16 protein-coding genes are annotated in these 23,911 nt (G+C 57.9%); 8 read left to right on the forward strand and 8 right to left on the reverse strand.

Annotation, left to right across the window (positions count from 1 at the left end; all coding sequences use genetic code 11):
• Window positions 1–487 precede the first annotated feature (487 nt).
• Together DUD43_RS04680 and mutS are read right to left on the reverse strand one after the other, a co-directional pair.
• Window positions 488–1,678: a JmjC domain-containing protein gene (locus DUD43_RS04680; protein WP_153229346.1), complete on the reverse strand. Its 1,191-nt coding sequence runs from the start codon at window positions 1,676–1,678 to the stop codon at window positions 488–490.
• Between the two features lie 237 nt (window positions 1,679–1,915).
• Complete coding sequence (gene mutS / locus DUD43_RS04685) at window positions 1,916–4,552, reverse strand: DNA mismatch repair protein MutS (protein ID WP_153229347.1); 2,637 nt, start codon at window positions 4,550–4,552, stop codon at window positions 1,916–1,918.
• 217 nt (window positions 4,553–4,769) lie between these two features.
• Between mutS and DUD43_RS04690 the strand changes: the two genes are divergently transcribed.
• The 5 genes from DUD43_RS04690 to DUD43_RS04710 all read left to right on the forward strand — a co-directional run bounded on the left by DUD43_RS04690 (window position 4,770) and on the right by DUD43_RS04710 (window position 12,974).
• The gene (locus tag DUD43_RS04690) at window positions 4,770–5,882 is read left to right on the forward strand and encodes a YncE family protein (RefSeq protein ID WP_153229348.1); all 1,113 of its coding nucleotides are present in this window, start codon (window positions 4,770–4,772) and stop codon (window positions 5,880–5,882) included.
• A 12-nt stretch (window positions 5,883–5,894) separates the two neighbouring features.
• A complete protein-coding gene (locus DUD43_RS04695; RefSeq protein ID WP_153229349.1) occupies window positions 5,895–8,090 on the forward strand; it encodes a TonB-dependent receptor in 2,196 nt (731 codons plus the stop codon).
• A 320-nt stretch (window positions 8,091–8,410) separates the two neighbouring features.
• Window positions 8,411–9,589 (forward strand): efflux RND transporter periplasmic adaptor subunit, encoded by a 1,179-nt coding sequence (locus tag DUD43_RS04700; RefSeq protein ID WP_153229350.1) that lies wholly within the window; start codon window positions 8,411–8,413, stop codon window positions 9,587–9,589.
• Window positions 9,583–11,541: an ABC transporter permease gene (locus DUD43_RS04705; protein ID WP_153229351.1), complete on the forward strand. Its 1,959-nt coding sequence runs from the start codon at window positions 9,583–9,585 to the stop codon at window positions 11,539–11,541. The genes DUD43_RS04700 and DUD43_RS04705 overlap by 7 nt, the downstream gene beginning before the upstream one ends.
• A gap of 2 nt (window positions 11,542–11,543) precedes the next feature.
• Window positions 11,544–12,974, forward strand: coding sequence for an efflux transporter outer membrane subunit (locus tag DUD43_RS04710; RefSeq protein WP_228125891.1), 1,431 nt, complete (start codon window positions 11,544–11,546; stop codon window positions 12,972–12,974).
• Here DUD43_RS04710 and DUD43_RS04715 read toward each other — a convergent pair.
• The 6 genes from DUD43_RS04715 to DUD43_RS04740 all read right to left on the reverse strand — a co-directional run bounded on the left by DUD43_RS04715 (window position 12,927) and on the right by DUD43_RS04740 (window position 20,711).
• Window positions 12,927–13,691: a glucosamine-6-phosphate deaminase gene (locus DUD43_RS04715; protein WP_153229352.1), complete on the reverse strand. Its 765-nt coding sequence runs from the start codon at window positions 13,689–13,691 to the stop codon at window positions 12,927–12,929. The two genes, DUD43_RS04710 and DUD43_RS04715, sit on opposite strands and share 48 nt — an antisense overlap.
• A gap of 132 nt (window positions 13,692–13,823) precedes the next feature.
• On the reverse strand, window positions 13,824–15,668 hold the full coding sequence (locus tag DUD43_RS04720) for an ABC transporter ATP-binding protein (RefSeq protein ID WP_153229353.1): 1,845 nt from the start codon (window positions 15,666–15,668) through the stop codon (window positions 13,824–13,826).
• Window positions 15,669–16,081: 413 nt separating this feature from the next.
• Entirely contained in the window at window positions 16,082–17,689 is a 1,608-nt protein-coding gene (locus DUD43_RS04725) for a gamma-glutamyltransferase family protein (RefSeq protein WP_153229354.1), read from the reverse strand.
• Window positions 17,686–18,714, reverse strand: coding sequence for a Bug family tripartite tricarboxylate transporter substrate binding protein (locus tag DUD43_RS04730; protein WP_153229355.1), 1,029 nt, complete (start codon window positions 18,712–18,714; stop codon window positions 17,686–17,688). The genes DUD43_RS04725 and DUD43_RS04730 overlap by 4 nt, the downstream gene beginning before the upstream one ends.
• Before the next feature lie 75 nt (window positions 18,715–18,789).
• The gene (locus tag DUD43_RS04735) at window positions 18,790–19,716 is read right to left on the reverse strand and encodes a LysR family transcriptional regulator (protein ID WP_153229356.1); all 927 of its coding nucleotides are present in this window, start codon (window positions 19,714–19,716) and stop codon (window positions 18,790–18,792) included.
• Complete coding sequence (locus tag DUD43_RS04740; protein WP_045931039.1) at window positions 19,713–20,711, reverse strand: LLM class flavin-dependent oxidoreductase; 999 nt, start codon at window positions 20,709–20,711, stop codon at window positions 19,713–19,715. Before DUD43_RS04740 ends, DUD43_RS04735 begins: the two co-directional genes overlap by 4 nt.
• A gap of 88 nt (window positions 20,712–20,799) precedes the next feature.
• On the opposite strand from DUD43_RS04740, the gene DUD43_RS04745 reads away from it, so the two are divergent.
• From DUD43_RS04745 to DUD43_RS04755, 3 genes are all read left to right on the forward strand, one after another.
• Window positions 20,800–21,408, forward strand: a complete 609-nt coding sequence (locus DUD43_RS04745; RefSeq protein ID WP_153229357.1) for a class I SAM-dependent DNA methyltransferase — start codon at window positions 20,800–20,802, stop codon at window positions 21,406–21,408.
• Window positions 21,409–21,936: 528 nt separating this feature from the next.
• A complete protein-coding gene (locus DUD43_RS04750; protein WP_194273494.1) occupies window positions 21,937–22,749 on the forward strand; it encodes a mechanosensitive ion channel family protein in 813 nt (270 codons plus the stop codon).
• 207 nt (window positions 22,750–22,956) lie between these two features.
• Window positions 22,957–23,892, forward strand: a complete 936-nt coding sequence (locus DUD43_RS04755; RefSeq protein ID WP_153229359.1) for a LysR substrate-binding domain-containing protein — start codon at window positions 22,957–22,959, stop codon at window positions 23,890–23,892.
• Window positions 23,893–23,911 lie beyond the last annotated feature (19 nt).

Consider the following 23,911-nt stretch of genomic DNA (forward strand, 5'->3'; position numbering starts at 1 on the left):
ACTGGCCAGATAGGACGCTTTCTGGATATAGGGCAGACCACTTTTGAATTGGGTAGGTGCCTGACTATATTGAGTGGGATGGCTACGTGATTCTTGAGTGTGGCCCGAGCTGGATTGAAGCTGGGCTGCAAAGCCACTAAGGGTGGCTTTATGACGAGTTGCTCGTCTTGTGAATCGTGTTTTGCATGATAGTACTTTTTCTTGCTGTACGGCGTGAATAATACTGCCGCAACCGCAACCGCAACCGCAACCGCAACCGCAACCGCAACCGCAACCGCAACCGCAACCGCAACCGCAACCGCAACCGCAACCGCAACCGCAACCGCAACCGCAACCGCAACCGCAACTGCAACTGCAACTGCAACTGCCACCGTAATCAGCAAATATATCGGGCTTTCGATTCCTGGGGGCTAGAAATGAAAAAGCGAGGCAGCCTGCAAGCTGCCCCGCTTTTTTTCTGAACTTGCCAGCGCTAGTGGCTCAGTGCTCAGTTTTCTTTGAACTGCAGCCAGCCGTCATCCAGCCAGGCATTCAGCATTTCGCGCTCATCTTCATCCAGGGCTTCAAAACTGTCGCCGGGAATTAAGAGTTCACGCTGGTCAGCCAGTTGTTTCAGGGCAGGGCTGGCCGGGCAGGGGGCGACTTCACCGTTGATGTACAGCTCATCACCGCGATACATCATGCGCGAGCAGCGGTCCAAAGCCAAGCGGCCTTCAGGCAGTTCGGGGTCGTGCAGATCAACCGGGTCTTCGGCAATGTCGAACCAGCTATTGCTGGGCAATTCGGTCAGCCAGACGCCCAGAAAACGGGAGGCCAGCGCTTCGTCAAAACGAATGGCGTTCAAGGCATCCAGCGACTTCTGAATCAGGTTTTCCGGCAAGGCGGCAGGTGTGGTGCTGGCCTGTGCCTCCGGGTCGGTGTAGCGCTGCTGCATGGCCTCGGGCATGGACATCGGTGGGTCGGCGTACAAGCCAAAGCCTTCGCCACTGGCGGCAGCCAGTTGATCCGATGCGGCATCCATCAAGCCACGGGCAAGTGTTGCCTGGGTAGGCGAACGAAAGCCGATGGAAATCGTCATGCAGTCGCCAATCGCAATCCCGTCATGCGCCACGTGCGGGGGCAGATAGAGCATGTCGCCGGGTTCCAGGGTGAACTCTTCTTCTACCTGGAAATTGCGCAAAATCTTCAAGGGCAGGTCGGGCACCAGACTCAGGTCTTTTTGCTGGCTGATGCGCCAGTGACGCTTGCCGTGGGCTTGCAGCAGGAATACGTCGTAGCTGTCGAAGTGCGGGCCTACGCCACCGCCGTCAGAAGCAATGCTGATCATGGCGTCGTCCAGACGGGCATCGCCAATGAAGCGGAACTGACGCATCAAGGCAGCGGTATTGTCGTCGTGCAGATCCACGCTTTGTGCCAGAGCGGTCCAGTTGGGCTGCGAGGCGGGTGGCAGCTCGTCAAAAGGCCCGGTTTCCATTTCCCAGTCTTTGCCGTCATGGATGATCAGGCGCGACTCGACTTCTTCACGCGTTACCAGCTCGCGGATATTGTCTATGCTCAGCGAGTGCTTGAAATTAGGGATGGCGCCGCGTATCAATAAAGGTTTGCGTTGCCAGTAGGTTTGCATGAACTCATGCGCGCTGATGCCGCCCAAAAGGGTCAATGGCTGGTCGATATTCATGGACTGCCCGAACAAGAATTAAATTAGCCCGTAGCTTAACTGATCCGGCTTGTCCCGGTGTATGGCTAGCCAGCGTATCAGGCGTATCCAGCGCAAAGAATTCAGAGAAATACTCACGAAATAGAGTGATTGATTCACGGTGGAAAGGCTAAGAATGATTGATTGTCGATCTGCTCGCCAACGGCCCTCGGAAAACTGCATAAAAAAGGGAGCCTCTTGGGCTCCCTTCTGGGCTGTTTAACCAGCCGCCTTCATCTCTTTTTTCCAGCGATACAGCAGATCCAGGGCATCGCGTGCGCTCAAGTCATCCACATCGAGCTGCTTGAACTGATCCAGCAGGTCCAGTGCTTTTTCTGTGGTCGGGTCAGGTTCGGCGACCGTGGCTTCCGGAGCGCTGCCCGCATTGAACAAATCCAGTTGTGCACTAGGATCGTTTTGCGCTTCCAGGCGGCTCAGCTCGCGGCTGGCCTGACGGATAACGGCAGAGGGAATGCCGGCACGCTGTGCAACCTGAATCCCGTAACTGCGGCTGGCCGGGCCTTCCTGAACTTCATGCAGGAACACAATGCCTGAAGCCGATTCTGCGGCGGCCAAGTGCACGTTGGCAGCGGCAGGCAGCTCGTTGGGCAGGCGCGTGATTTCAAAGTAGTGCGTGGCAAACAAGGTCAGTGCCTGATTGTGGCTGAGCAGGCGATGCGCAATGGACCAGGCCAGGGCCAGACCATCGTAGGTGGAGGTGCCGCGACCAATCTCATCCATCAGCACGAGGCTGTAAGGGGTGGCACCGGCCAGAATCGCGGCTGCTTCGGTCATTTCCATCATGAAGGTGGAGCGGCCACCGGCCAGATCATCAGCCGCGCCGATACGGGTAAAGATGCGGTCGATCTGGCCAATACGGGCCGTGCTTGCCGGTACAAAACTACCGATGCGGGCCAGCAAGGCAATCAGGGCAACCTGACGCATATAGGTGGACTTACCGCCCATATTCGGGCCGGTAATCAGCAACATGCGGCGCTGCGCGTGCATTTCACAATGGTTGGGCGTGAAGCGCTCGATGCTGTGTTCCACCACAGGGTGACGGCCTGCCTCAATCCAGATGCCAGCCTGTTCGGTCAGCTCGGGGGCGACCCAGTTATTGTCCAGCGCATGCAGCGCCAGGGAGGACAGGGTATCCAGTTCAGCCAGGGCGCTGGAGCACAAGGCCAAGGGCCCTGCATAGCTTTGCAGCTTGTCCAGCAGCTCATCGAACAGGAACTTCTCGCGGCTCAGGCTGCGGTCCTTGGCGGACAGGACTTTGTCTTCCCACTCTTTCAGTTCAGGCGTGATGAAGCGCTCGGCGTTTTTCAGTGTCTGGCGTCGGCGGTAGTCGTCAGGAACTTTGTCGGCCTGACCGCGGCTGACTTCAATAAAGAAACCATGCACACGGTTGTACTCGACGCGCAGGGTGGCAATGCCGGTGCGCTCGCGTTCGCGGGCTTCGATCTTGACCAGCACATCGCCGCTGTCGCTGGCCAGGCTGCGCAGCTCGTCCAGATCGGCGTCGTAGCCGTCTGCAATGACACCGCCATCGCGTATCAGCAAGGCAGGCTCGGAGGCGATGGCAGACTGCAGCAAGCAGGCCAGTTCCGGATCCAGAGCCAGGCTCAACAAATGTCCATGCAGATGTTCAGACTGACCAAAGTTTTGTTCCAGCTCCTGACGTAGTTCAGGTAGTGTTACCAGCGCATCGCGCAAGCTGGCCAGTTCCCGAGGACGTACGCTGCGCAGGGAAATACGCGTGGCAATACGCTCCAGGTCCGGGAAGCGGCGCAGGGCATGGCGCAGCACACCCAGAGGATCGCCTGCATTCAGGCTGGCGCTTTGCTGGGTTTGGAAAAACAGGGATACCACATCCTGGCGCTGCTGAACGGCTTGATTCAGGCGCAAAGGGTGGTGCAGCCAACGGCGCAGCAAACGGCTGCCCATGGGGGTCTGGCAATGATCCAGCGTGGAGAACAGGGTTGGGCTGGTTTCACCGCTAATGGTTTCGGTAATTTCCAGGTTCTTGCGCGTGACAGCATCCAGCACCAGAAAGTCCGAGCTGTGCTGAACGCGGATAGCGGTGATGTGAACCAGGGACTGGGATTGCGTGCTGCCTACATAGCGCAGCAAGGCTCCGGCTGCCGCCGTTGCCGCAGGCAGATCGTCCAGACCAAAGCTGGCCAAGGAATCCAGATCAAAATGGTCCAGCAGGGTTTCGCGTGAACCGTCTTGCGCAAAGTGCCAGTCCGGCAAGGTGTGGCAGCTGGCTTGCGGCCGTTCCGGGGCAGGGCGCAGCGATTCGGGGTAGACCAGTTCTACAGGACCGATACGGTTCAGTTCCGTATCCAGCATGCCCGGCTCGCACTGGCTGACCAGAAATTCGCCACTGGCCAGGTTCATCCAGGCCAGCCCCACCATTTCCTGACGTTGCACCTTGATCAGAGTGCAGGCGGCGATCAGGCGGTCTGCCTTGGGAGGCAACAAGGCGTCATCCGTCAGTGTGCCAGGGGTGACCACACGCATGATCTTGCGCTCCACCGGGCCTTTGCTGGCCGCCGGGTCACCGACTTGCTCACAGATGGCGACGGACTCGCCCAAGGCCACCAGACGCGCCAGATAACCTTCCATGGCATGAAAAGGCACACCCGCCATCGGAATAGGCTCGCCGTTGGAGGAACCACGCTTGGTCAACGTCAGGTTCAGCAGGCGTGCGCCACGTTCGGCATCGGCGTAGAACATCTCATAGAAGTCCCCCATCCGATAGAACAACAGATGCGAGCCAGCCTCCGCTTTGAGCTGAAGGTATTGACGCATCATGGGCGTGTGGGCGGACAGATCGGCAGCAGAAGTCATAGCGCAGTACAGGTCAGGGAATTCAACAACAAGGCCGCCCAGAAGGCGGCTGAGTCGATATTGTAGCGAGCGCAGTCAAGTGGGGGATAGGGAGCGGGCTGATTTAGTCCCGCGTATTTCCCCTTAAAAAGAAGGGATATCCCGATTTTGAGCATGGAAGTACTTGATGTAATAATGCAAATGATAATCACTTCTATTTCGAAAACAGGATATCGTCATGTTCACACGTCGCCTTGCCTTGTCTGTGTTGTCTGCCGCTTTGCTCAGCGCAGGATCGCTTGCCTACGCCCAATTGTCCGAGGCGGTCTCGCTGCCCCTGACGCCGGAGCTGGCACAAAAGACCTCGATTACGTCAGAAGGAGCCTTGCGCAAGGATCTGGCCTACGGGATTTACCAAACGGTTTACAGCCCCTTTGACAATTCCTTGTATGTAGCCTCGGCAGAGCGGGCACCCTCGGTTCGTGGTGGTGTGATCTACAAACTGGACCCCATCACCCTGGATGTGAAGGGGACGATTTATACCGACGAGAGCAACTTCGGCCTGGCAAGGAACGCGTCGGGTGACACCCTTTATGTCACCAATAGTCTGGCTGCGGCCGCCTCCAAAGTGGAGTTGAAGGAGGACGGGGGCATAGAGCGCGTCCGTTTCAGCAACAAGAGCTTTGATGACACCAAAATGGGGCCGCGCACGATTCGTCACGATCCCCAGCAAGGCCGTGTGTATGTGGGCGCCGTAGGCGCGCCTGCCGTGATCTGGGTATTGGATGATCGTAATCTGGAGCTGATCGACACCATTGAAAACGCAGGCAAATGGGTGACCGGCCTGCTGGTGGATTCGCCATCGCATCGTTTGTATGCCGCCAATGGCGATGGCGAAGTGATGGTGGTGAACACCCAAACCAACAAGATCGAACAGCGCTGGAAACCGGCTGGCGTCAAACCCGCCTTGCTCTTGAATTTCGCGCTGGATTCGGCCCGCAATCGTCTGTATGTGACGGAAACCAAAGACCAGAAGACCGTGTATGTGCTGGATGCCCGCGACGGTAAATTGCTGCAGGAACTGCCGGTGGGCGATGCCCTGGACGTGTTGTACAACGCCGATCGTGACGAGCTGTATTTGACTCATCGCGAGCAGGGCAAGGTGTCTGTACTGGATGGCGCCAGCTATGCGATCAAGGCGCAATACAACTTGCCCGATAACCCCAACAGCCTGGAGCTGGGCCCGGATAGTCAGTTGTACGTCACTGTTAAAGCACCGTTCACCCCTCAGTACAAAGCCAGCAAGCGAGAAAGTGTGGTGCGTATTGACCTGAAGAACATCAAGGGTTGATAGGTAATCGTGATGACCAATCTATTCAAGCCTTGCCTGGGACGTTCTCTTGTCTTGTCCCTGTTTGCTCTTCATTTTCAGGCTCAGGCGCAAAACCAGGCTGATGCTACCCAGGCGCAGGAGTTGTCCACCATCACCGTTAATGCCAGCGCGGATGCTTCGCGTCAGGGTTTGCTGCCCGAGTATGCGGGCGGCCAGGTCGCCAGCGGTGGCCGGGTGGGGATATTGGGTTCCCTGGAAAACATGGACTCGCCCTTTAGCGTCAACAGCTATACCAGCCGCTATATCGAGCAATTGCAGGCGTCCACGGTAGCCGATGTGGTGCGCCATGATCCTTCCGTGCGTGTGGCCCGTGGCTTTGGCAACTTCCAGGAAAGCTTTTTCATTCGGGGCTTTTTGACGGCTTCCGACGATATTGCCTACAACGGCCTGTTTGGTTTGCTGCCCCGGCAAGCGACTGCGGCTGAACTGGCGGAGCGTATTGAAGTGCTGCATGGAGCCGGCGGCTTTCTGTACGGTGCCGCCCCTTCTGGCGGTGGCATTGGGGGCACGATCAATGTGCTGCCCAAGCGAGCGGGGGAGAATCCGCTGACCAAGGTCGGTGTGGGTTATGGCAGTGGCGGGCAAAGCCAGATCAAGGCGGACATTTCGCGTCGTTTTGCGGATGATGCGGCAGGCATTCGCGTCAATGCCATCAAGCGCAGTGGCGATACGGCGGTCGACAATGAGCACACCAACCTGGATCTGTACACGGTGGGGATGGATTGGCGTGGTGAGCGCCTTCGTTTGTCCGCCGACCTGGGCTATCAGGAGCACAAGCTGCGCGAGGTCCGGCCCAATGTCACCTTGCAGGCAGGTTTGTCGGCCTTGCCGGAGCTGCCGTCTCACAAGCGTAACTTCGCTCAGCCCTGGACCTATTCCAATGAGAAAACCGTCTTTGGCACGGTGCGTGGGGAATACGACCTGAATGATTCCATCACGCTGTGGGCGGCCTATGGCATGAAAAATGGCAAGGAAGAAAACCAGCTGGCGGGTCTGACGGTGACCGACGCAGTTTCAGGCAAATCCACCTTTTCGCGTTTCGATAATTCCCGGCGCGATGAGGTAAAAACAGGCGAGCTGGGCTTGCGAGCCAGTTTTGAAACCGGGCCTGTGCTGCATGAGCTGGTGGCGGCTGCCTCCCTGTATGACCACAAGGAGAAAAACGCGTGGGCCATGGGCAGTGCGCAGGACAGCAATCTTTATGATCCTGTGAATCACGCTTTGCCACCCATTGCCTTTTCGGGTGGGGATCTGGGCTCGCCCGCTTTGGTGGGGCGCACCAAATTGAGCAGCTACACCTTGGGCGATTTGATGTACCTCTGGGATGACAGGCTGGAAGTCATGCTGGGTTTGCGTCATCAAATTATGGAAACACGCAGCTATGACTATGGCACCCAGGCTTTGCAGCGCAAAGATCGTCAGCAACACACCAGCCCCGCGGCGGGTGTGGTGTTCAAGCTGACTGATGAATGGGCCTTGTACGGCAATTACACGGAAAGCCTGGCGCAAGGCGATCTGGCACCGACCCGCTTTAACAATCAGCCGGTTCAAAACGCCGGGCAGCGTTTGTCGGCCTTTGTGGCCAAGCAAAAAGAGCTGGGAATCAAGTATGACAACGGCTCCATGGGGGGCGGGCTGACTTTCTTCACCACGACCAAACCGCGTGGTGTGGTGAATGATGATCTGCGCTTTGTGGAGGCGGGCAAGGATCGCCATAACGGCTTGGAGCTGAGCTTTTACGGTCAGTTGACGGATTCTCTGCGCATTCTGGGCGGTGTGACCGCCCTGGATACCAAGCAGAAAAACACGGGTGATCCGCTTAGCGAAGGTCAACGCGTAATTGGCGTGCCGCGCTGGCAAGGCAGCCTGGGCCTGACCTGGGATGTGCCGCAGGTGACAGGCTTGTCGCTGGATACGCAGTTGCTGGCAACCGGCGCCCGTTATGCGGATTCGGCCAATGCGATCCGTGTGCCAGGCTGGGTGCGTTGGGATCTGGGAGCCAGCTATCAGCGCAAGGTTTCCGGTGTGCCCATGACGTTCAGGGCCAGTGTCGAGAACGTAGCCGATACGGCGTATTGGGCTTCGGTAGGTGGCTATCCCAATAATGGCTATCTGGTCTTGTCGCAGCCACGCACGTTCATGCTGAGTGTCTCGGCAGAGTTTTAAGGAAGGGAGCAGGCAGGGGATCAAAACCCTGCCTGCTTCGACTCCTACACCCTTATTTCCAGCCCATCGCCATAACTTTTACAAAATAAATGTCCGGAAAGTGGGCTCTCAAACGTCTTTATAAGGAAGGCCTGAAAAAGGACCTCTTGCCTTGTCCGCTTGATTGCACTGTTCAGGTGTGAACCCAGGCTGTCTGCCAGGCAGCCTGGAGTCAGTTTCGGTGCAAGCAAGTCTCTGCCTTCTTGACCACTATTACTTTTTTGATCACCTGCCACGCATGACACGGCGGGTGTAGATCTACGGTTTTAACGGGATTATTTATGAAGTCCAAAGCAGTAAAGCGCCGCTGGGCGTTGGCCCTGGTGGCGGTGCTGGTACTGGGGGCGCTGGCCGCACAGGCCGGGCGTTCTTCAGAGCAGTTTGAAACGGTGGCCGTGGAGCAAAGCGATATACGCGCTACCGTTGCTGCGGTGGGGACCTTGAAACCCAGTCGCTATGTCGATGTGGGTGCGCAAGTGTCGGGGCAGATTACGGCTTTGCCGGTTGCGCCGGGCGATCAGGTTGAGCAGGGCCAGTTGCTGGTGGAAATTGATCCCAGTGTGCAGCAAGCCACCGTCGATGCAGGCCGCGCTTCTTTGGCCGCGTTCCGTGCCCAGTTGGCCGAGCAGCAGGCGCAGCTTTTACTGGCGCGTCAACAGTTGACTCGTCAGCGTCAATTGGAGCGCCAGCAGGCTAGCCGTCAGGAGGATATTCAGATTGCGCAAGCCAATCTGGCGACTTCGCAGGCTCGGGTAGCGCATGTACAAGCGCAGATGGAGCAGACTCAGGCCACGCTGAAAGCTGATGAGGCGCGCTTGGGCTACACGCGTATTTATGCGCCCATGAGTGGCACGGTCATTGGCGTGCAGGCTCGTGAAGGCCAGACGCTCAATGCCACGTACCAAACTCCCAATATTCTGCGCATTGCAGACCTGAGCACCATGACGGTGTGGACCAGCGTGTCCGAGGCCGATATTCGTCGTATCAAGCCCGGCATGACGGTTACCTTCACAACCTTGGGTGAGCAGGGCGAAACGCAGGCGCGGCAATGGCAGGCCAAGGTTCGTCAAATCATGCCTGCGCCGGAAGGCAGCACCCAGGATGAAAGCACGGCGGCGGCACCGACGGCCACGCAGGCCATCATGTATACGGTGCTGTTTGATGTGGACAATGAAGATGGCGAGCTGATGCCGCAGATGACAGCGCAGGTGCTGTTTGAGATTGATCGTGCCGACCAGGCTTTGCTGGTGCCCCTGGTGGCTTTGCGTCCCGATCCTGCTCGTGGTCCTGAGGCTTTTAGGGTGCCGGTGCTGGAACGGGGCAAGTTGCAGGAAAAGCCGGTTGATCTGGGGGTGCGCAATCGCCATCAGGTGCAGGTCGTGGAAGGGCTGGCTAAAGGAGAGCAAGTTATTCTGGCGGTGGTCACTCCCGAGCGTGGCTGGCGGTGGTTGCAATGGTAGGGTCTGCACCTCCTTTGATTGAGCTGCGCGACATTAACCGTATCTACGGCGGTCCTCCCAGCACCAAGCCTGCTGTGCAGGTTTTGTTTGATGTCAGCCTGAGTATTGAGCCGGGCGAGTTCGTGGCGATTGTGGGGGCCTCGGGCTCGGGTAAATCGACGCTGATGAATCTGCTGGGTTGCCTGGATAAACCCAGCAGCGGCACCTATCTGTTTCAAGGTCGGGATGTCGCGCAGCTCAGTCCTGATGAGCTGGCTCAGTTGCGCCGTGAAACCTTTGGCTTTGTGTTTCAGGGCTATCACCTGATTCCGACTGAAAGCGCCAGTGAAAATGTCCAGATGCCCGCCATTTATGCGGGCATGGATGAGGACGCACGTGCCGCACGGGCTGCAGAATTGCTCAGCAGCCTGGGACTGGCGGACAAGCTGGATAACCGGCCGAATCAGTTGTCGGGCGGCCAGCAGCAGCGGGTGTCCATTGCTCGTGCCTTGATGAACGGTGGCCGTGTCATTCTGGCTGACGAACCGACGGGCGCACTGGATTCGCGCAGTGGTGCAGAAGTAATGGCCTTGTTGCGCAAGCTGTCTGACTCCGGGCACACCATTATTCTGATTACGCACGACCATGAAGTCGCGGCCATGGCAGACCGTATCATTGAAATCCGTGACGGCTGCATTCTCTCGGATAGTCGTCCTGAAATGGCTTCGGAGAGCAAGCTCAAGCAGCCCTTGCCACAGCCCGAACACCGCCGCTCGCCCTGGTTTTCGGAAATCAAGGATGCCACCCGCAGCGCCTTGCGCAGCATGTTCATTAACCGTCATCGCACGGCCTTGACCTTGTTGGGGGTGATTATCGGCGTGGCCTCGGTCATTGTGATGCTGGCGGTGGGCGAAGGTGCTCGCCAACGTGTCATGGACCAAATGGGCACGATGGGGACCACGATCATTTACTTGAGTAGCTCATCGCCGCCCAATGGCGTGGCCAAGGGGCAACTGACGGAAGAGGATCTGGAGGCCATTGGCGAGCTGCCCTTGATACGGCGTGTCATGCCGGTGATCGGTGATCCGATTACTGTTCGGCGTGGCAGCGTGGACCGTCAGGTATATGTGTTTGCCGCCAATGAAACCATGCCGGATATTCACCGCTGGGAGCTGGCACAAGGCCGTTACTACACTGATACCGAGGACCGGGATCTGGCTCCTCTGGTTGTTCTGGGACACCGTGCCGCCAGGCATTTCTTCCCCGATATGGAGGTGCCTTTGGGGCAGCAGCTCCTGATCGGCAATTCCCCTTTTGAAGTGATTGGGGTGATGCAGGAGCGCGGTGCCGACTCGGGCGCACAGGACTATGACGATATGGTGTTTGTGCCCTATCACGCGGCGCGTGCCCGTGTGTATCAGGCCCAGACGCAGCCCGATTATGTGGTGATTGATGCGCAGGACAGTTCCACCGTTCTGGAGGCGGAACAGGAGATGCGTCAGTTGCTGACACAGCGTCATGGCGGGCGAGAGGACTTTTCAATCGGGAATGCGGCAGCTCGCTTGCAGGCGGAAGCGTCCACGCGTCAGGCCATGAGCATGATGCTGGGCCTGATCGCCGCCGTGTCTTTGGTGGTGGGCGGCATCGGCGTCATGAACGTGATGTTGATGACGGTGCGTGAACGCACGCGGGAAATTGGCATACGCATGGCAACGGGTGCGCGACAAAGCGACATCATGCGCCAGTTTCTGACTGAGGCGGTTTTGTTGACGATTACAGGCGGTTGTTTGGGTGTGCTGGCTGGTGCTGTTGTGGGCATCGGCCTGATTTTTGGTGGGGTAGATGTGGTGTTTTCCTTGCGGGCGGCCTTGGGCGCCTTTGGCTGTGCCGTGGTGACGGGCATGGTTTTTGGCTATATGCCAGCACGTACGGCGGCCGCTCTGGACCCCGTTCAGGCTTTGGCAGGAGAGTAAGCATGGCTCATTACCGATGGATAGTGGGGGCCATGAGCACGCTCTTGCTGCAAGCGTGCAGCTCCTTGTCCTCTGATCTGGACAAGACCCCGCCGACCTTGCCCCAGGCGTATCAACAGCAAGGCAAGGCAGCACCTGGCCCGGCTCTGGCTCAGGTAGAGCCGGAGTGGTGGCGTGCCTATAACAGTCCTGCCCTGAATAGTCTGATGCAGGAAGCTTTGAAAGATGTGGCGGTGCTGCGTCAGGCCCAGGCCCGGATCTTGCAAGCGCAGGCTCAGGCACGAATCTCCGGTGCCAGTTTGCTGCCAGAGTTGCAGGGCAATGTGTCCGCGCAAAGAGATGCGCCGTTTTCTTCGTCTCATGGCGATTCCCGCTCGCAATATGTGGCCGGTGTGTTCATGAGCTACGAGCTGGATCTGTGGGGGCGCAATCGTGCTCAGGCCGACAGTGCCGTGTTCCTGGCCCAGGCGGCAAATTATGAGCTGGATGTGCTGCGTGTCAGCGTGCAGGCGCAGGTGGTGCATTTAAGCCTGCAGGCCCTGGGTGATAAACAGCGTGTCGCCATTGCACGTCAAAACCTGGCTGTTGCACAGCGCTTGTTGAGTTTGCTGGAGGCGCGCTTGCAGGCGGGGGCGGCTTCGCCGTTGGAACTGGCACAGCAACGTCAATTGCTGGCTTCGCAACAGCGCAAATTGTTCGTGATTGAAGAGCAGGCCATTCGCACGCGGGTGGAGCTGGCGACCTTGTTGGGTCGTACGGAGATCATGCCCGAACCGCAGGAAGATATTGCCAGCTTGCAGGTGCCAGAGCTGGAAGCAGGGCTGCCTTCACAGCTATTGTCGCAGCGTCCTGATATTGCGCGCATCGAGGCCCAGTTGTTAGCCGCTCATGCCGATGTGCATGTGGCTCGCGCTGCCATGTATCCCAGCCTGACTTTGGGGGCGCGGGCAGGGGCATCGGGTAGTCATTGGGAAGAAAGCTTGCGCCATCCGGTCTACAGCCTGATCAGCGGGCTGGTGGCTCCTATCTTCAATGCCGGTCGTCTGGAGGCGGGCAAGGATTTAAGCGACGCCCGTTTGCAGGAATGGCTGGCGCAGTATCGTCAGACCATTGTGCAGGCCTATATGGATGTGGAAGGTGTGTTGGCGCAGCTGCATAGCCTGGATGCCCAGGCGCGGACCATGGAGCTGGAGTGGGAGCAGGCCAGACTGGCGTTTCAACTGGCCGAAGCACGTTATCGCTCCGGCTCGGAAACCTTGCTGTCTTTACTGGATGCGCAGCGTACCTTGTACGCCGCTCAGGATGTGCGCGTCAGCTTGATGCAGTCGCGTTTGCAGTCCCGCGCGGCGCTCTTCCGAGCGCTGGGCGGGGGCTGGCAAGCCAGTTCAGGCAGCCTGACTGATCAGGGGACGGTGGCAGAGGTTGGGGTCTAGCAGGCTGGCAGCCGCCTCATCCAGCAGGATGTGGGTGTTGGCGTGTTGCTTCAAGGCCGTGAAAGGCAGCTCGGGCGTGACACCGCCTTCCTGATAATTGAGCATGGTGCGAGCCTTGTGCTCGCCCGTCACTACCAGGGCAATTTCACGAGCGCTCAGAATATCGGCAATCCCCATGGTGATGGCCGATGCGGGCACTTCGTCCATGGAATCAAAAAAGCGGCTGTTGTCGATACGGGTGCGCTCGGACAGGGCAACGATATGGGTGCGGCTGTCAAAGGGAGTGCCCGGTTCGTTAAAGCCGATGTGGCCGTTGGTGCCTACGCCCAGCAGTTGCAGGGCAACACCCCCGCTGGCGGCAATCGCCGCGGAGTAGTCCTGGCAGTGCTGTTCCAGTTCTTTGGTCAGGCCATTGGGCAGATGCAAACGGGCAGCATCAAAAGGCAATTGGCCGAACAGGTGCTGGCGCATGTAGTAGGCGTAGCTTTGCTCGTGCTCTGCCGACAAACCTACATACTCATCCAGATTGAAGCTGTTGATTTTGGAGACATCCAGCCCATTGGCACGCACGTCCTGCACGAAACGGGCATAAACGGGTTCCATGGTCCCCCCGGTTGCCAGACCCAGAGTCGCTTGTGGATCCTGACGAATAATGTCCTGAAGACGGGCGCTCAGGTGTGCCGCAATGGCGGCGGAATCGGGGAAGACTAAAAACATAATCTTGTTCTTCGTATGGGCTGAATAAGTTGAAAAAAAACTTCGCCGCAAGCACGGCGAAGTTTGATCTTCCGAAATTCTAATGGGACAAAGACGTAACGTCAGTTTTTTTTTGCAAGCAAGTGACACCTTTTAGACATCTTGCTTGCCGGTCTCTCCCAGGAATCCGCCACTTTGACGTGCCCACAAACGAGCATACAAACCACCTTTTTCCAGCAATTCCTGGTGGCTGCCTTGTTCGATGATGCGGCCCTGATCCAGCACAATCAAGCGGTCCAGCGCCGCAATGGTGGACAAGCGGTGGGCAATGGCAATGACCGTCTTGCCGTGCATCAGGGTGTTCAGGCTTTCCTGAATGGCGGCTTCCACTTCGGAATCCAGTGCGCTGGTGGCTTCATCTAGTAACAGGATGGGGGCGTCTTTAAGCATGACGCGGGCAATCGCCACACGCTGACGCTGGCCGCCAGACAGTTTCACACCGCGCTCACCCACGTGCGCATCCAGACCTTCACGGCCCTGGCGGTCGTGCAGTTGCGGGATGAAGTCGGCAGCGGCGGCACGGTCTACCGCCATATGCAGCAGCTCGTCGTTGGCATCGGGGCGGCCATACAGAATGTTGTCGCGCATGGAGCGGTGCAGCAGGGAGGTATCCTGCGTCACCATGCCAATGGCGGCACGCAAACTGTCCTGGGTGACATGGGCAATGTCCTGGCCGTCAATGCGGATGGTGCCGCTATCCACGTCATGGAAACGCAGCAGCAGGTTGACCAGTGTGGATTTGCCCGCGCCCGAACGTCCAATCAGGCCAACGCGCTCGCCTGGTTTGATCACCAGATTGAGCTTGTCGATAACCTGACGGCTTTTATCGCGGTAGGCAAAGCTGACGTCCTGAAATTCGATACGGCCTTGCTCGATTTGCAGGGGCTTGGCATCGGGCGCATCCACCACGGTGGGTTCTTGCGTCAAGGTGTTGATGCCGTCCTGAATCGTGCCCACGTTCTCGAACAGATTGGTCAGCTCCCACATCAGCCAATGGGAATGGCCGGACAGGCGCAGTGCCATCGCAATGACAGCCGCCACTACACCGGCGGTGGATTGATCAATCGACCACAGGTACAAGGCCAGACCTGCCGAGCTGATCAGCAAGAGGGTGGCCAGCACATGGTTGGCCACTTCAAACATGCTGATCAGGCGCATCTGGGCATGGCCGGTTTCCTGGAAACGGCGCATGGCGTTCTTGGCATGGTCTGCTTCACGGCGTGTGTGGGCAAACAACTTGACCGTGTTGATATTGGTGTAGGCGTCGGTAATACGGCCCGTCATCAGCGCACGGGCGTCAGCCTGCGCCGCACCGACTTTGCCCAGACGGGGCACAAAGTACACGCAGGCCAGGGCGTAGCCCACCAACCAGAACAGGAAGGGCAGGATCAGCAGGCGGTCAAAGCTGCCAGCCAGAATCAGAATACCGATCAGGTAGGCGCTCATGCCCACGACCACTTCCACGGCCATGAACAGGGTTTCACGCACCGCCAGAGCGGTTTGCATGATCTTGGTGGTTATGCGACCGGCGAACTCGTCCGCGTAAAAGGACATGCTCTGGTTCAGCATCAGCTTGTGAAACAGCCAGCGCAGGCGCATGGGGAAATTGATGGCCAGCACCTGGTGCATGACCAGCGTATGCAGGCCAATCAGCATCACACTGCCCAGCAGCACAGCAGCAATAGTCAACAGCGTGCCGCCCTGCTGGCTCCAGAATTGGGCAGGTTCAATCGAGGGCAGCCAGTCCACGATATAGCTGAGCAGGGCAAACAGCATGGCCTCGTAGGCCGACAGGCCGATGGAGGTCACGGTCATCAGGCCAATCCAGCCGCGTGAGTTTTTTGTACAGGCCCAGATGAAGGGGAAAAAACCTTTGGGAGGAGTGGCTACGTGTTGTTCGGGATAGGGATCTAATCGACGTTCAAAGAATGACAGCACCGAATGGGCTCCAGCGGACGGCCCCAAGGATGACAGGGCCGTTTAGACAAATAGAAAACCGCTTCCGGGGTATGGAGCGGCAATTTTTGATGGTACAGCAGTCATTCTGTCTGGCTGAAGAAAACCTGATAAAAACACAGTCTTTGTGTATGAAAAGTGTCAGATATTGACCACGGTGTACGTTTAGTGAGCCAAGCCGATGTTGGTGTCTGCTGTGGCAGAGCATGGCTCTTTGGTGGACAGTGCAGGGTGTCGAAGGAGACTGAAGGGATGGGGCCCTGGTACGCGTGTTTTTGTTGTGTTGAGCGGTTTGCCTACATAGAGATAGGGAGGCCCAAAGGTATTTGGGGTCTGGATAAGGATATCCAGACCCCAATCAGAGAGCGGCAGTGATCTCTGGAAGGTAAGCAGGCTTAGTAAGCCACCACCTGCCCGTCTTTGCGCGGGTCAGAGCCACCCACGTAATGATTGCCCTGGCGCAGAATCAGTTGTGCGCCGCCAAAGGCGAACACACCGCTGCCGGGCTCAACAAGGACCTCATGACCGCGCTCGCGCAGAGCCTGAACCAGAGCGGGATCGAAAGTAGGTTCTACCGCCACGCCACGGCCACCCGTCACGCGCCAGCGTGGGGCATCGGCAGCGGCTTGCGGGTTCTGGCCGTACAGCAGCACACGCAGCGCCATTTGCATATGGCCTTGAGACTGGAAGGGGCCACCCATGACACCAAACGACATTTGAGGCGTGCCATCAGCATTCATGGCAAAAGCCGGAATGATGGTGTGCGAGGGGCGCTTGCCACCGGCTACTTCATTCACATGACCGGGGCGCAGGGTAAAGCCATGACCGCGGTTCTGCATGCTGATGCCGGTGCCTGGCACGACCACGCCGGAACCAAAGCCCATGTAGTTGGACTGGATCAGGGACACCATCATGCCGCTGGAATCGGCGGCGGTGACATAGACCGTGCCGGAGGGGCCGGGCAGGCCATGTTTGGGATCGCCCGCCTTGTCCATTTGAATCAGGGCAGCGCGCTCGCGCAGATAGGCCGGGTCCAGCAGATGCTCGGGATGATGAATCATGTGCTCCAGATCTGCGTGGTGCTCGTACAGATCGGCAAAAGCCAGTTTCATCGCTTCAATACTCAAGTGCACCGTGTCGATATGATCCAGCGGCTGCTGGCCGATACCGGCCTGCTCCATGATGCCCAGCGCCATCAAGGCGGCCAGACCCTGACCATTCGGGGGGATTTCATGGATGACGGATTGCGCAAAAGGATGGCTGATGGTGCCGCACCAGTTTGCACGGTGCTCGGCCAGATCCTGCTCGTCCATGGCACCGCCATGCAGGCGGGAGAAGTCGGCAATGCGCTTGGCCAGTTCGCCGGTATAAAAGTCCTGACCCTGGGTGGCGGCAATGCGCTCCAGCGTATTGGCCTGATCCTGGTTCTGGTACCACTGACCGGCTACGGGCGCTTTGCCATCACGTAAAAAGGCTTCGGCAAAACCGGGCTGATCGCCCAGGCGCTGACGACCCAGTTCCCACAAGCGTGCGATCACGGGTGAGACCGGGAAACCTTCTCGGGCGTAATGAATCGCGGGGGCGGCGACTTGCTCCAGACTCAGGCGGCCCAGCTTGCAGGACAGCTCGGCCCAGGCAGAAACAGCACCGGGAACGGACACACTTTCCCAACCTTTGTCGGGGATGGCGGCGTGGCCTTTGAAGCGGTCCGGCGACCAGCCACGGGGCGAGCGCCCGGAGGCATTCAAACCATGCAGCTCCTTGCCGTCCCAGACGATGGCAAAGGCATCACTACCTATGCCGCAGCCCGTGGGTTCGACCACCGTCAAGGCGATGGCGGCCGCCAGAGCGGCATCGACCGCATTGCCACCGGCCTGCAAGATGCGCAGGCCCGCTTGCGCAGCTAAAGGATGGGAGGTGCTGACCATGTTCTGGCCAAGTACCGCAGAGCGGGCGGACGGGTAGGGGTTGTTCCAGTCCATACAGGTGTCAGTCTTGTTCATTGAATCTGTATTCCAGTCAGTTGGATCAGGCCTTGCCAACGTGCGCTATCCTCGCGGACCAGAGAGACAAACTCTTCTCGGCTGGTGCTGCGGGGTTGGTCCACGCCCAATGTTTGCAGGCGCGAGCGTACTTTTGGGTCCTGAATGGCATGTGTAAAAGCCTCATAAGCTTTGTCACGGATGTCGTCGGGCAGGCCTGCGGGAGCGTACAGACCAAACCAGGTAACCGATTCATAGCCCGGCAGACCGGACTCTTGAAAGGTAGGCAAATCGGGAGCCAGCGGCGAGCGCTGTTGGCCTGTGACCGCCAGGGCGCGCAACTGGCCACTGTTTACATACGGCATCCCGGTAGGGATGGCGTCCAGTAAAACATGGATGGAGCCGCCCAGCATATCGTTAATGGCCTGACCGGTTCCACGGTAAGGCACATGGGACATGACGATATTGGCCTGATTCAAAAAGGCCTCGGTGCCCAGGTGCACGATGGTGCCATTGCCACTGCTGGCGTAGTTCAATTCATCGGGGTGTGCACGGGCGAATTCAATCAGTTCTGGCAGCGTTTGCGCGGGCACTTTCGGGTTCACCAGCAAGACACTGGCGGCATCGCCCAGGTGGGCGATGGGGGTGAAGTCCTGCTCGGCATCGTAGGGCAGGGACTTGTACAGGTGCGGGGCAATCGCGTGTGTGCTGCTGGTGGTGAACAGGAGGGTGTAGCCATCGGGCTTGCTGCGAGCCACTTCGCCTGAACCAATTGTGCCGCCTGCGCCTGTGCGGTTATCCACAATAATGTTGGCGTTCATTGCCTTGGCGGCGCTTTCGGCAATCAGTCGGCTGATGACGTCGGTGGCTCCGCCGGTGGGAAAGGGCACGATCAGGCGAATGGGGCGATCCGGCCAATCGCTGGCATGGGCGGCCACGCTGCTGACGGCCAGAACGGCACCCAATAATGTTTGGGCAAGACGTCGCCAGGGGCGACAGGTCGATGGGGGCTGTACGTTGCTTGCGGCGTTGCTGGTTCTTGTCATGGCTATCTCCTCAATCAAGAGATGATAGGAAAGGCGATGATGCCGAACCAGCAACAAATAAGCAGGTCAGCGTTGCTATTTTGGCAAGGCCTGCGGGTCGACTTCAAGCTGTGGCAGCAGCTCGTCCAGAAAGCGGCGAACAATAGAGGGCAAGCGGCGGCCAGCCAGCGCCTGCACTTCAATCTGGCGGTTCAGCAAGCCGCGTTCGTGGATGAAACTGGCTTGCAGCAAACCTTGCTCAATCAGGTGACGGGCTGACAACAAGGCCGATACAGTTACGCCCGCGCCGGACAAGGCAAATTGGTGCAGGGATTGCATGTGATTGCTGCTGAATACCGGGTCCAGACTCAGGTTTTGCGCACTGCACGCCACATCCATCATTTGCCGCACCGTGGTGTCCGGACCGGGCAAGGCCAGGGGGTGCGCCAGAAGGCTTTTCAGGCTGATGCGTTCGGTGCGGGCTACTGGGTGGCCGGGAACCGCCAGGGCCATGACGGGGGCATCGCGGCGGAACAAGGTCTTGATGTCTTTCTCGGCCGTTTGCGTGAATTTGATGCCTATATCAATCTGGCCGCTTAACAGCAGCATGGTGATGCGGTGTGGCGGCAGTACGTCCAGCTGAAAGCGTATGCCCTGATGCTTTTCACGAAACTGCGCGATGCATTGCGGCAGAAGCTGGGCGGCCAAACCTTCAGAAGAAGCAATACGGATCAGGCCGGTTTGCAGCCCTTGCAGGGCAGCAATATCGTGCAAGGTACGCTCGGCATCCATGGCACTGCGGCGCGCATGGGCCAGCAGCAGTTCACCTGCAGCGGTCAGGTTCATGCCACGGGCATGGCGCTCGAACAAGGCCATGCCCAGGTTTTCTTCCAGTCCGCTGATCTGTCGGCTGATGGCCGATGTGGCCACATGTAGATTGCTGGCCGCCTGCGAGATAGAACCACAACGCGCTACTTCCTGGAAGTAGCGCAGTGCTGTCTCTTGAAGATGGCGTGGGTTCATACCAGACTGCCGCGCAGCTCGGCGGCAATCTCGTAGGAGCGCAAGCGCTTGTTGTGGTCAAAGATATTGGCATTGAGCATCAGCTCGTTGGCGCCTGTCAGTGCAATGAAGCCCTTCATCTGTTCAAGCACCTGCTCCGGATTGCCAATGGCCGTACAGCTGAGCAGGGAGTCCAGCAGATGCTGGGCCGGTGGGCTGCATTGCTCGTAGTAGTCACGCACGGGCGGTGGCAGTTGGCCGGGACGACCGCTGCGCAGGTTCACGAAAGACTGTTGCCAGGAGGAGGCCAGCAGCTTGGCTTCGTCTTCCGTGTCGGCGGCAAAAACGTTGTAGCCCAGCATGACGTACGGCTTTTCCAGATGCACGGAAGGCTGGAACTGACGGCGGTAAACCTCAATGGCATCCATCAACTGAGCGGGCGCAAAATGCGAAGCAAAGGCATAGGGCAAGCCCAGCGCAGCAGCCAGTTGAGCACCAAACAGGCTGGAACCCAGAATCCAGACCGGCACATTCAGACCACGACCGGGCACGGCCATGATGCGGTTGCGCGGTTCGTCGGACATATAGTCCATCAGCTCCAGCACATCGCGTGGAAACTGATCGGGGTCGCTGTTCAGATTGCGGCGCAAGGCACGGGCCGTTTCAGGGTCGGAGCCAGGAGCACGACCCAGGCCCAGGTCAATACGGCCGGGGTACAGGGAGGCCAGGGTTCCAAACTGCTCGGCAATCACCAAAGGGGAGTGGTTGGGCAACATGATGCCGCCCGCACCCACACGAATGCGGCTGGTTTGACCGGCAATGTGCCCGATCAGCACCGAGGTGGCTGCACTGGCAATACCAGGCATGCCGTGGTGTTCGGCCAGCCAGTAACGGTGATAGCCCCACTGCTCGGCATGACGGGCAATGTCCGCCGAACAGCGAAAGGACTGGGCGGGGGTGGAGCCCTGAACAATAGGGGACAGGTCTAGGACGGAGAGCGGATAGCTTGGCTTCATGGCATCAGATTCAAATTGGACTCAGGATATAGTCGATCCATCGTTAGGCAGCGTCAAGTAAACCCATAGCATAGGCAAGGATGTTCAGATGAAAGAAACCAGTCGTCGCACCGTCAATCATTACCAGGACCATGCGCAGGCGTTTCGGGATGGCACCTGGGACCATGATGTCAGCCAGAATCGTGATGCATTGCTGGCGGCCATCGGCTTGCCGGGGCCTGTGGATATTCTGGATCTGGGCTGTGGACCGGGGCGGGATCTGGTCGCGTTTCAGGCCATGGGGCATCGCCCGGTGGGGCTGGATGGCTGTGCCGCTTTTGTGGACATGGCTCGTCAGCAAACCGGCTTGCCGGTGCTGCATCAGGACTTTCTGGATTTGAACTTGCCGGCTGCCGCCTTTGATGGCGTGTTTGCCAATGCGGTGCTATTCCATATACCCAGTGCCGAGCTGCCCGCTGTTCTGGCGGTCTTGCGGCACAGTCTGCGTCCGGGCGGCGTGCTGTTTTCGTCCAATCCGCGCGGTCAGGGACAAGAAGGCTGGAATGGTCAGCGCTACGGTTGCTACTACAGTTGGGAGCAGTGGTCGGAGCGGCTGGAGCAAGCCGGCTTTGAATATATAGACCACTTTTATCGCCCTACAGACAGGCCGCCGCAGGAGCAACATTGGCTGGCTTCCTTGTGGCGTGTACCCGCCTGATCAGCAGCAAAATGGTGAATCCCTGACCTGGCTACTTAGAGGATTGTTTTATAAGCCTATTTTTTGCTAATACAGGGGTTTTCCCTATTTTTATGCACATCTTTTGTGGATAAGCCGGTTTTTACCTGGCGCGGGCGCTGCGGGGGAAAAAAATGGTAAAGAATTGTCGATTCTCTGATCAGCTGTTCTAAGTCATTGATTAGATTGCTCTAAGTGAGCTGATCCACGGTTTATCCTGTGACTTGTCCACATTTTACGGGGATAAGCTGGCGCTTATTTTGCAATTTGGCCGTTTTCTGTACGCCCGTTTTAAGTCGCTGATACTACAGATGGTTTTCCTGATTTGCCCAGTTTTTCCTATGAGCTATCCACAGTTTTCGGGGATAAGATGGAGAGCTTGTCCAACTTGGGTTCAAGTCCGTCCCAAGGCTATGATGCGCACTAGCAATGTTTACCCTTAGCGGCCAGTCCCTTCGGCTCTTTGGCATTTTTTGAGGAGATTGAAACGTGGAAAAATTGCAAACCTGGATGACAGAGTTTCCCGCGGTAGGCGCCATCGCGCTTAACGTCGTGATCGCTTTGTTGATTCTGATTATTGGCTGGTGGCTGTCCGCCATCGCCGGTCGTGCCATCAAGCGCATGGCAGCCCGCTCTCCCCGTGTGGACCCGACGATTGTGCCTATGGCCCAGTCCGTGACGGTCTGGACAATCCGCATCTTTGTGCTGATTGCCGTCCTGGCTCGTTTTGGTGTGCAGACCGCCAGCATTATTGCGGTACTGGGTGCTGCCGGTTTGGCGGTGGGCTTGGCCTTGCAGAACACGCTGCAAAATATTGCCGCTGGCATCATGCTGCTGATGCTGCGTCCTTTGCGTGCGAGCGAGTTTGTATCGGTGGTCGGTAAAGGCGACGGCACCGTGCTGGAAGTGGGTTTGTTTTTGACCCGCTTTGAGCAAGTGGATGGCATTCAGTTCACCCTGCCTAATAGCCTGATCTGGGGCAACCCCATCATCAACTACAGCCGCAACCCCACCCGTCGTTTGGACTTTGGTGTGGGCGTGCGTTATGGCGATGATCTGGACCTGGCCATCAAGCTGCTCCAAGGCCTGCTCAATGAACATCCCAAGGTGTTGAAGGACCCGGCTCCCTTGGTCATGGTCATGGAGTACAAGGACAGCGTGATCACGGTTAATCTGCGTGCCTGGATCAATGCCGCTGACTTCTGGGATGCGCGTTTTGATCTGTACCGTCGTGCCGTTCAGGTATTGAATGAGGCTGGTCTGCAGACTCCGGTGCCTGTGCGAGAAATCGTGCAATCGGTGGGCGATAAAAAGGCCGCTTAAGTGTTGATTCAAGGCCTGGATTCCAGACCTTGAACATGATCTTGCCGGGTTCAGACCCGTGCTGTTCTGATCTAAAATAGAAATGCCCCAAGCCTTGCTTTTAGCGGCTTGGGGCATTTTTTTCGGGTTAGCCTGCATTGGACTTACTTCAGGCTTCTCCCATACTGTACTCTTTGCTCTAGCGCTGTTTTTCTACCTGCCCTCACGATGTTTCTGATCGACGAAAAAATCACGGTACGACGCCTGGAAGTTCTGCTGGCTTTTCTGGAAGCCGGCACGATTGCCCGTGCCGCTGAACAATTGGGCACCAGCGCGGTCAGCGTGCATCGGGCATTGAAAAGTCTGGAAGAAGGGTTGCGCTGTCCCCTGTTCTTGCAGGAAGGCCGCAACCTGGTGCCACAGGAGTCGGCCCGCGAGCTGGCGGAGGCAGCCAAGGAAACCATACGCACCTTGCAGCATGGCATTGATGCTGCCCGTGAAGCCGGGGGCTATTCATCGGATCAGCTACGCATAGGCTCCATGTATTCGCTAACGATTCGTTTAGTGCCACGCCTCTTGGTGGAGCTGAAGGTTCACAAGCCTTTATTGCAGATTGATCTGGTGCTGGATTCGAACGAGAAGCTGCTGCAAAAGCTGCGCGGCGGTCATATCGACGCGGCCCTGATCGAGCTGCCTCAGGAGCAGCCAGATGATCTGGAAGTACTGCCCATTTTTGATGATGAACTGATGTTTGCCGCCCCCATGGATTGGCAAGGTTCGGAGTCATCCGTGGTGGATCTGGAGCGTTGTTCCAAGGAACGCTTTGTGTCGCTGACCGATGACTTTGCGACAGGTCGGGACATGCAGCGCATGCTGGCCAAAGCCGGCTTCGATGCCGATATTGTGATGCGCACTGGGGACATCTTTTCCTTGATGAGTCTGGTCAGCGGCGGGGTGGGATGTTCCCTTTTACCTGCCCGCGCCAAAGAGGTTTTCTCTGACAAGATTCAGTGGCTTAGTTTGGAGCCGCAGTATCGACATTCACAGCGCATCGGTCTGGTTTGCATGAAGTCGCGTGAGCGCAGCCCGAATGTCTTGAGTCTCTTGCGGGCGTGTCGAATTGTGCGCACTCAGCTGGAAAAAGAAGGGCAGAAATCGGCCTGATGCTGGACGGCTTGTAGAT

Origin of the sequence: Alcaligenes faecalis (genome assembly GCF_009497775.1) — a bacterium.
Lineage (GTDB): Bacteria > Pseudomonadota > Gammaproteobacteria > Burkholderiales > Burkholderiaceae_B > Alcaligenes > Alcaligenes faecalis_D.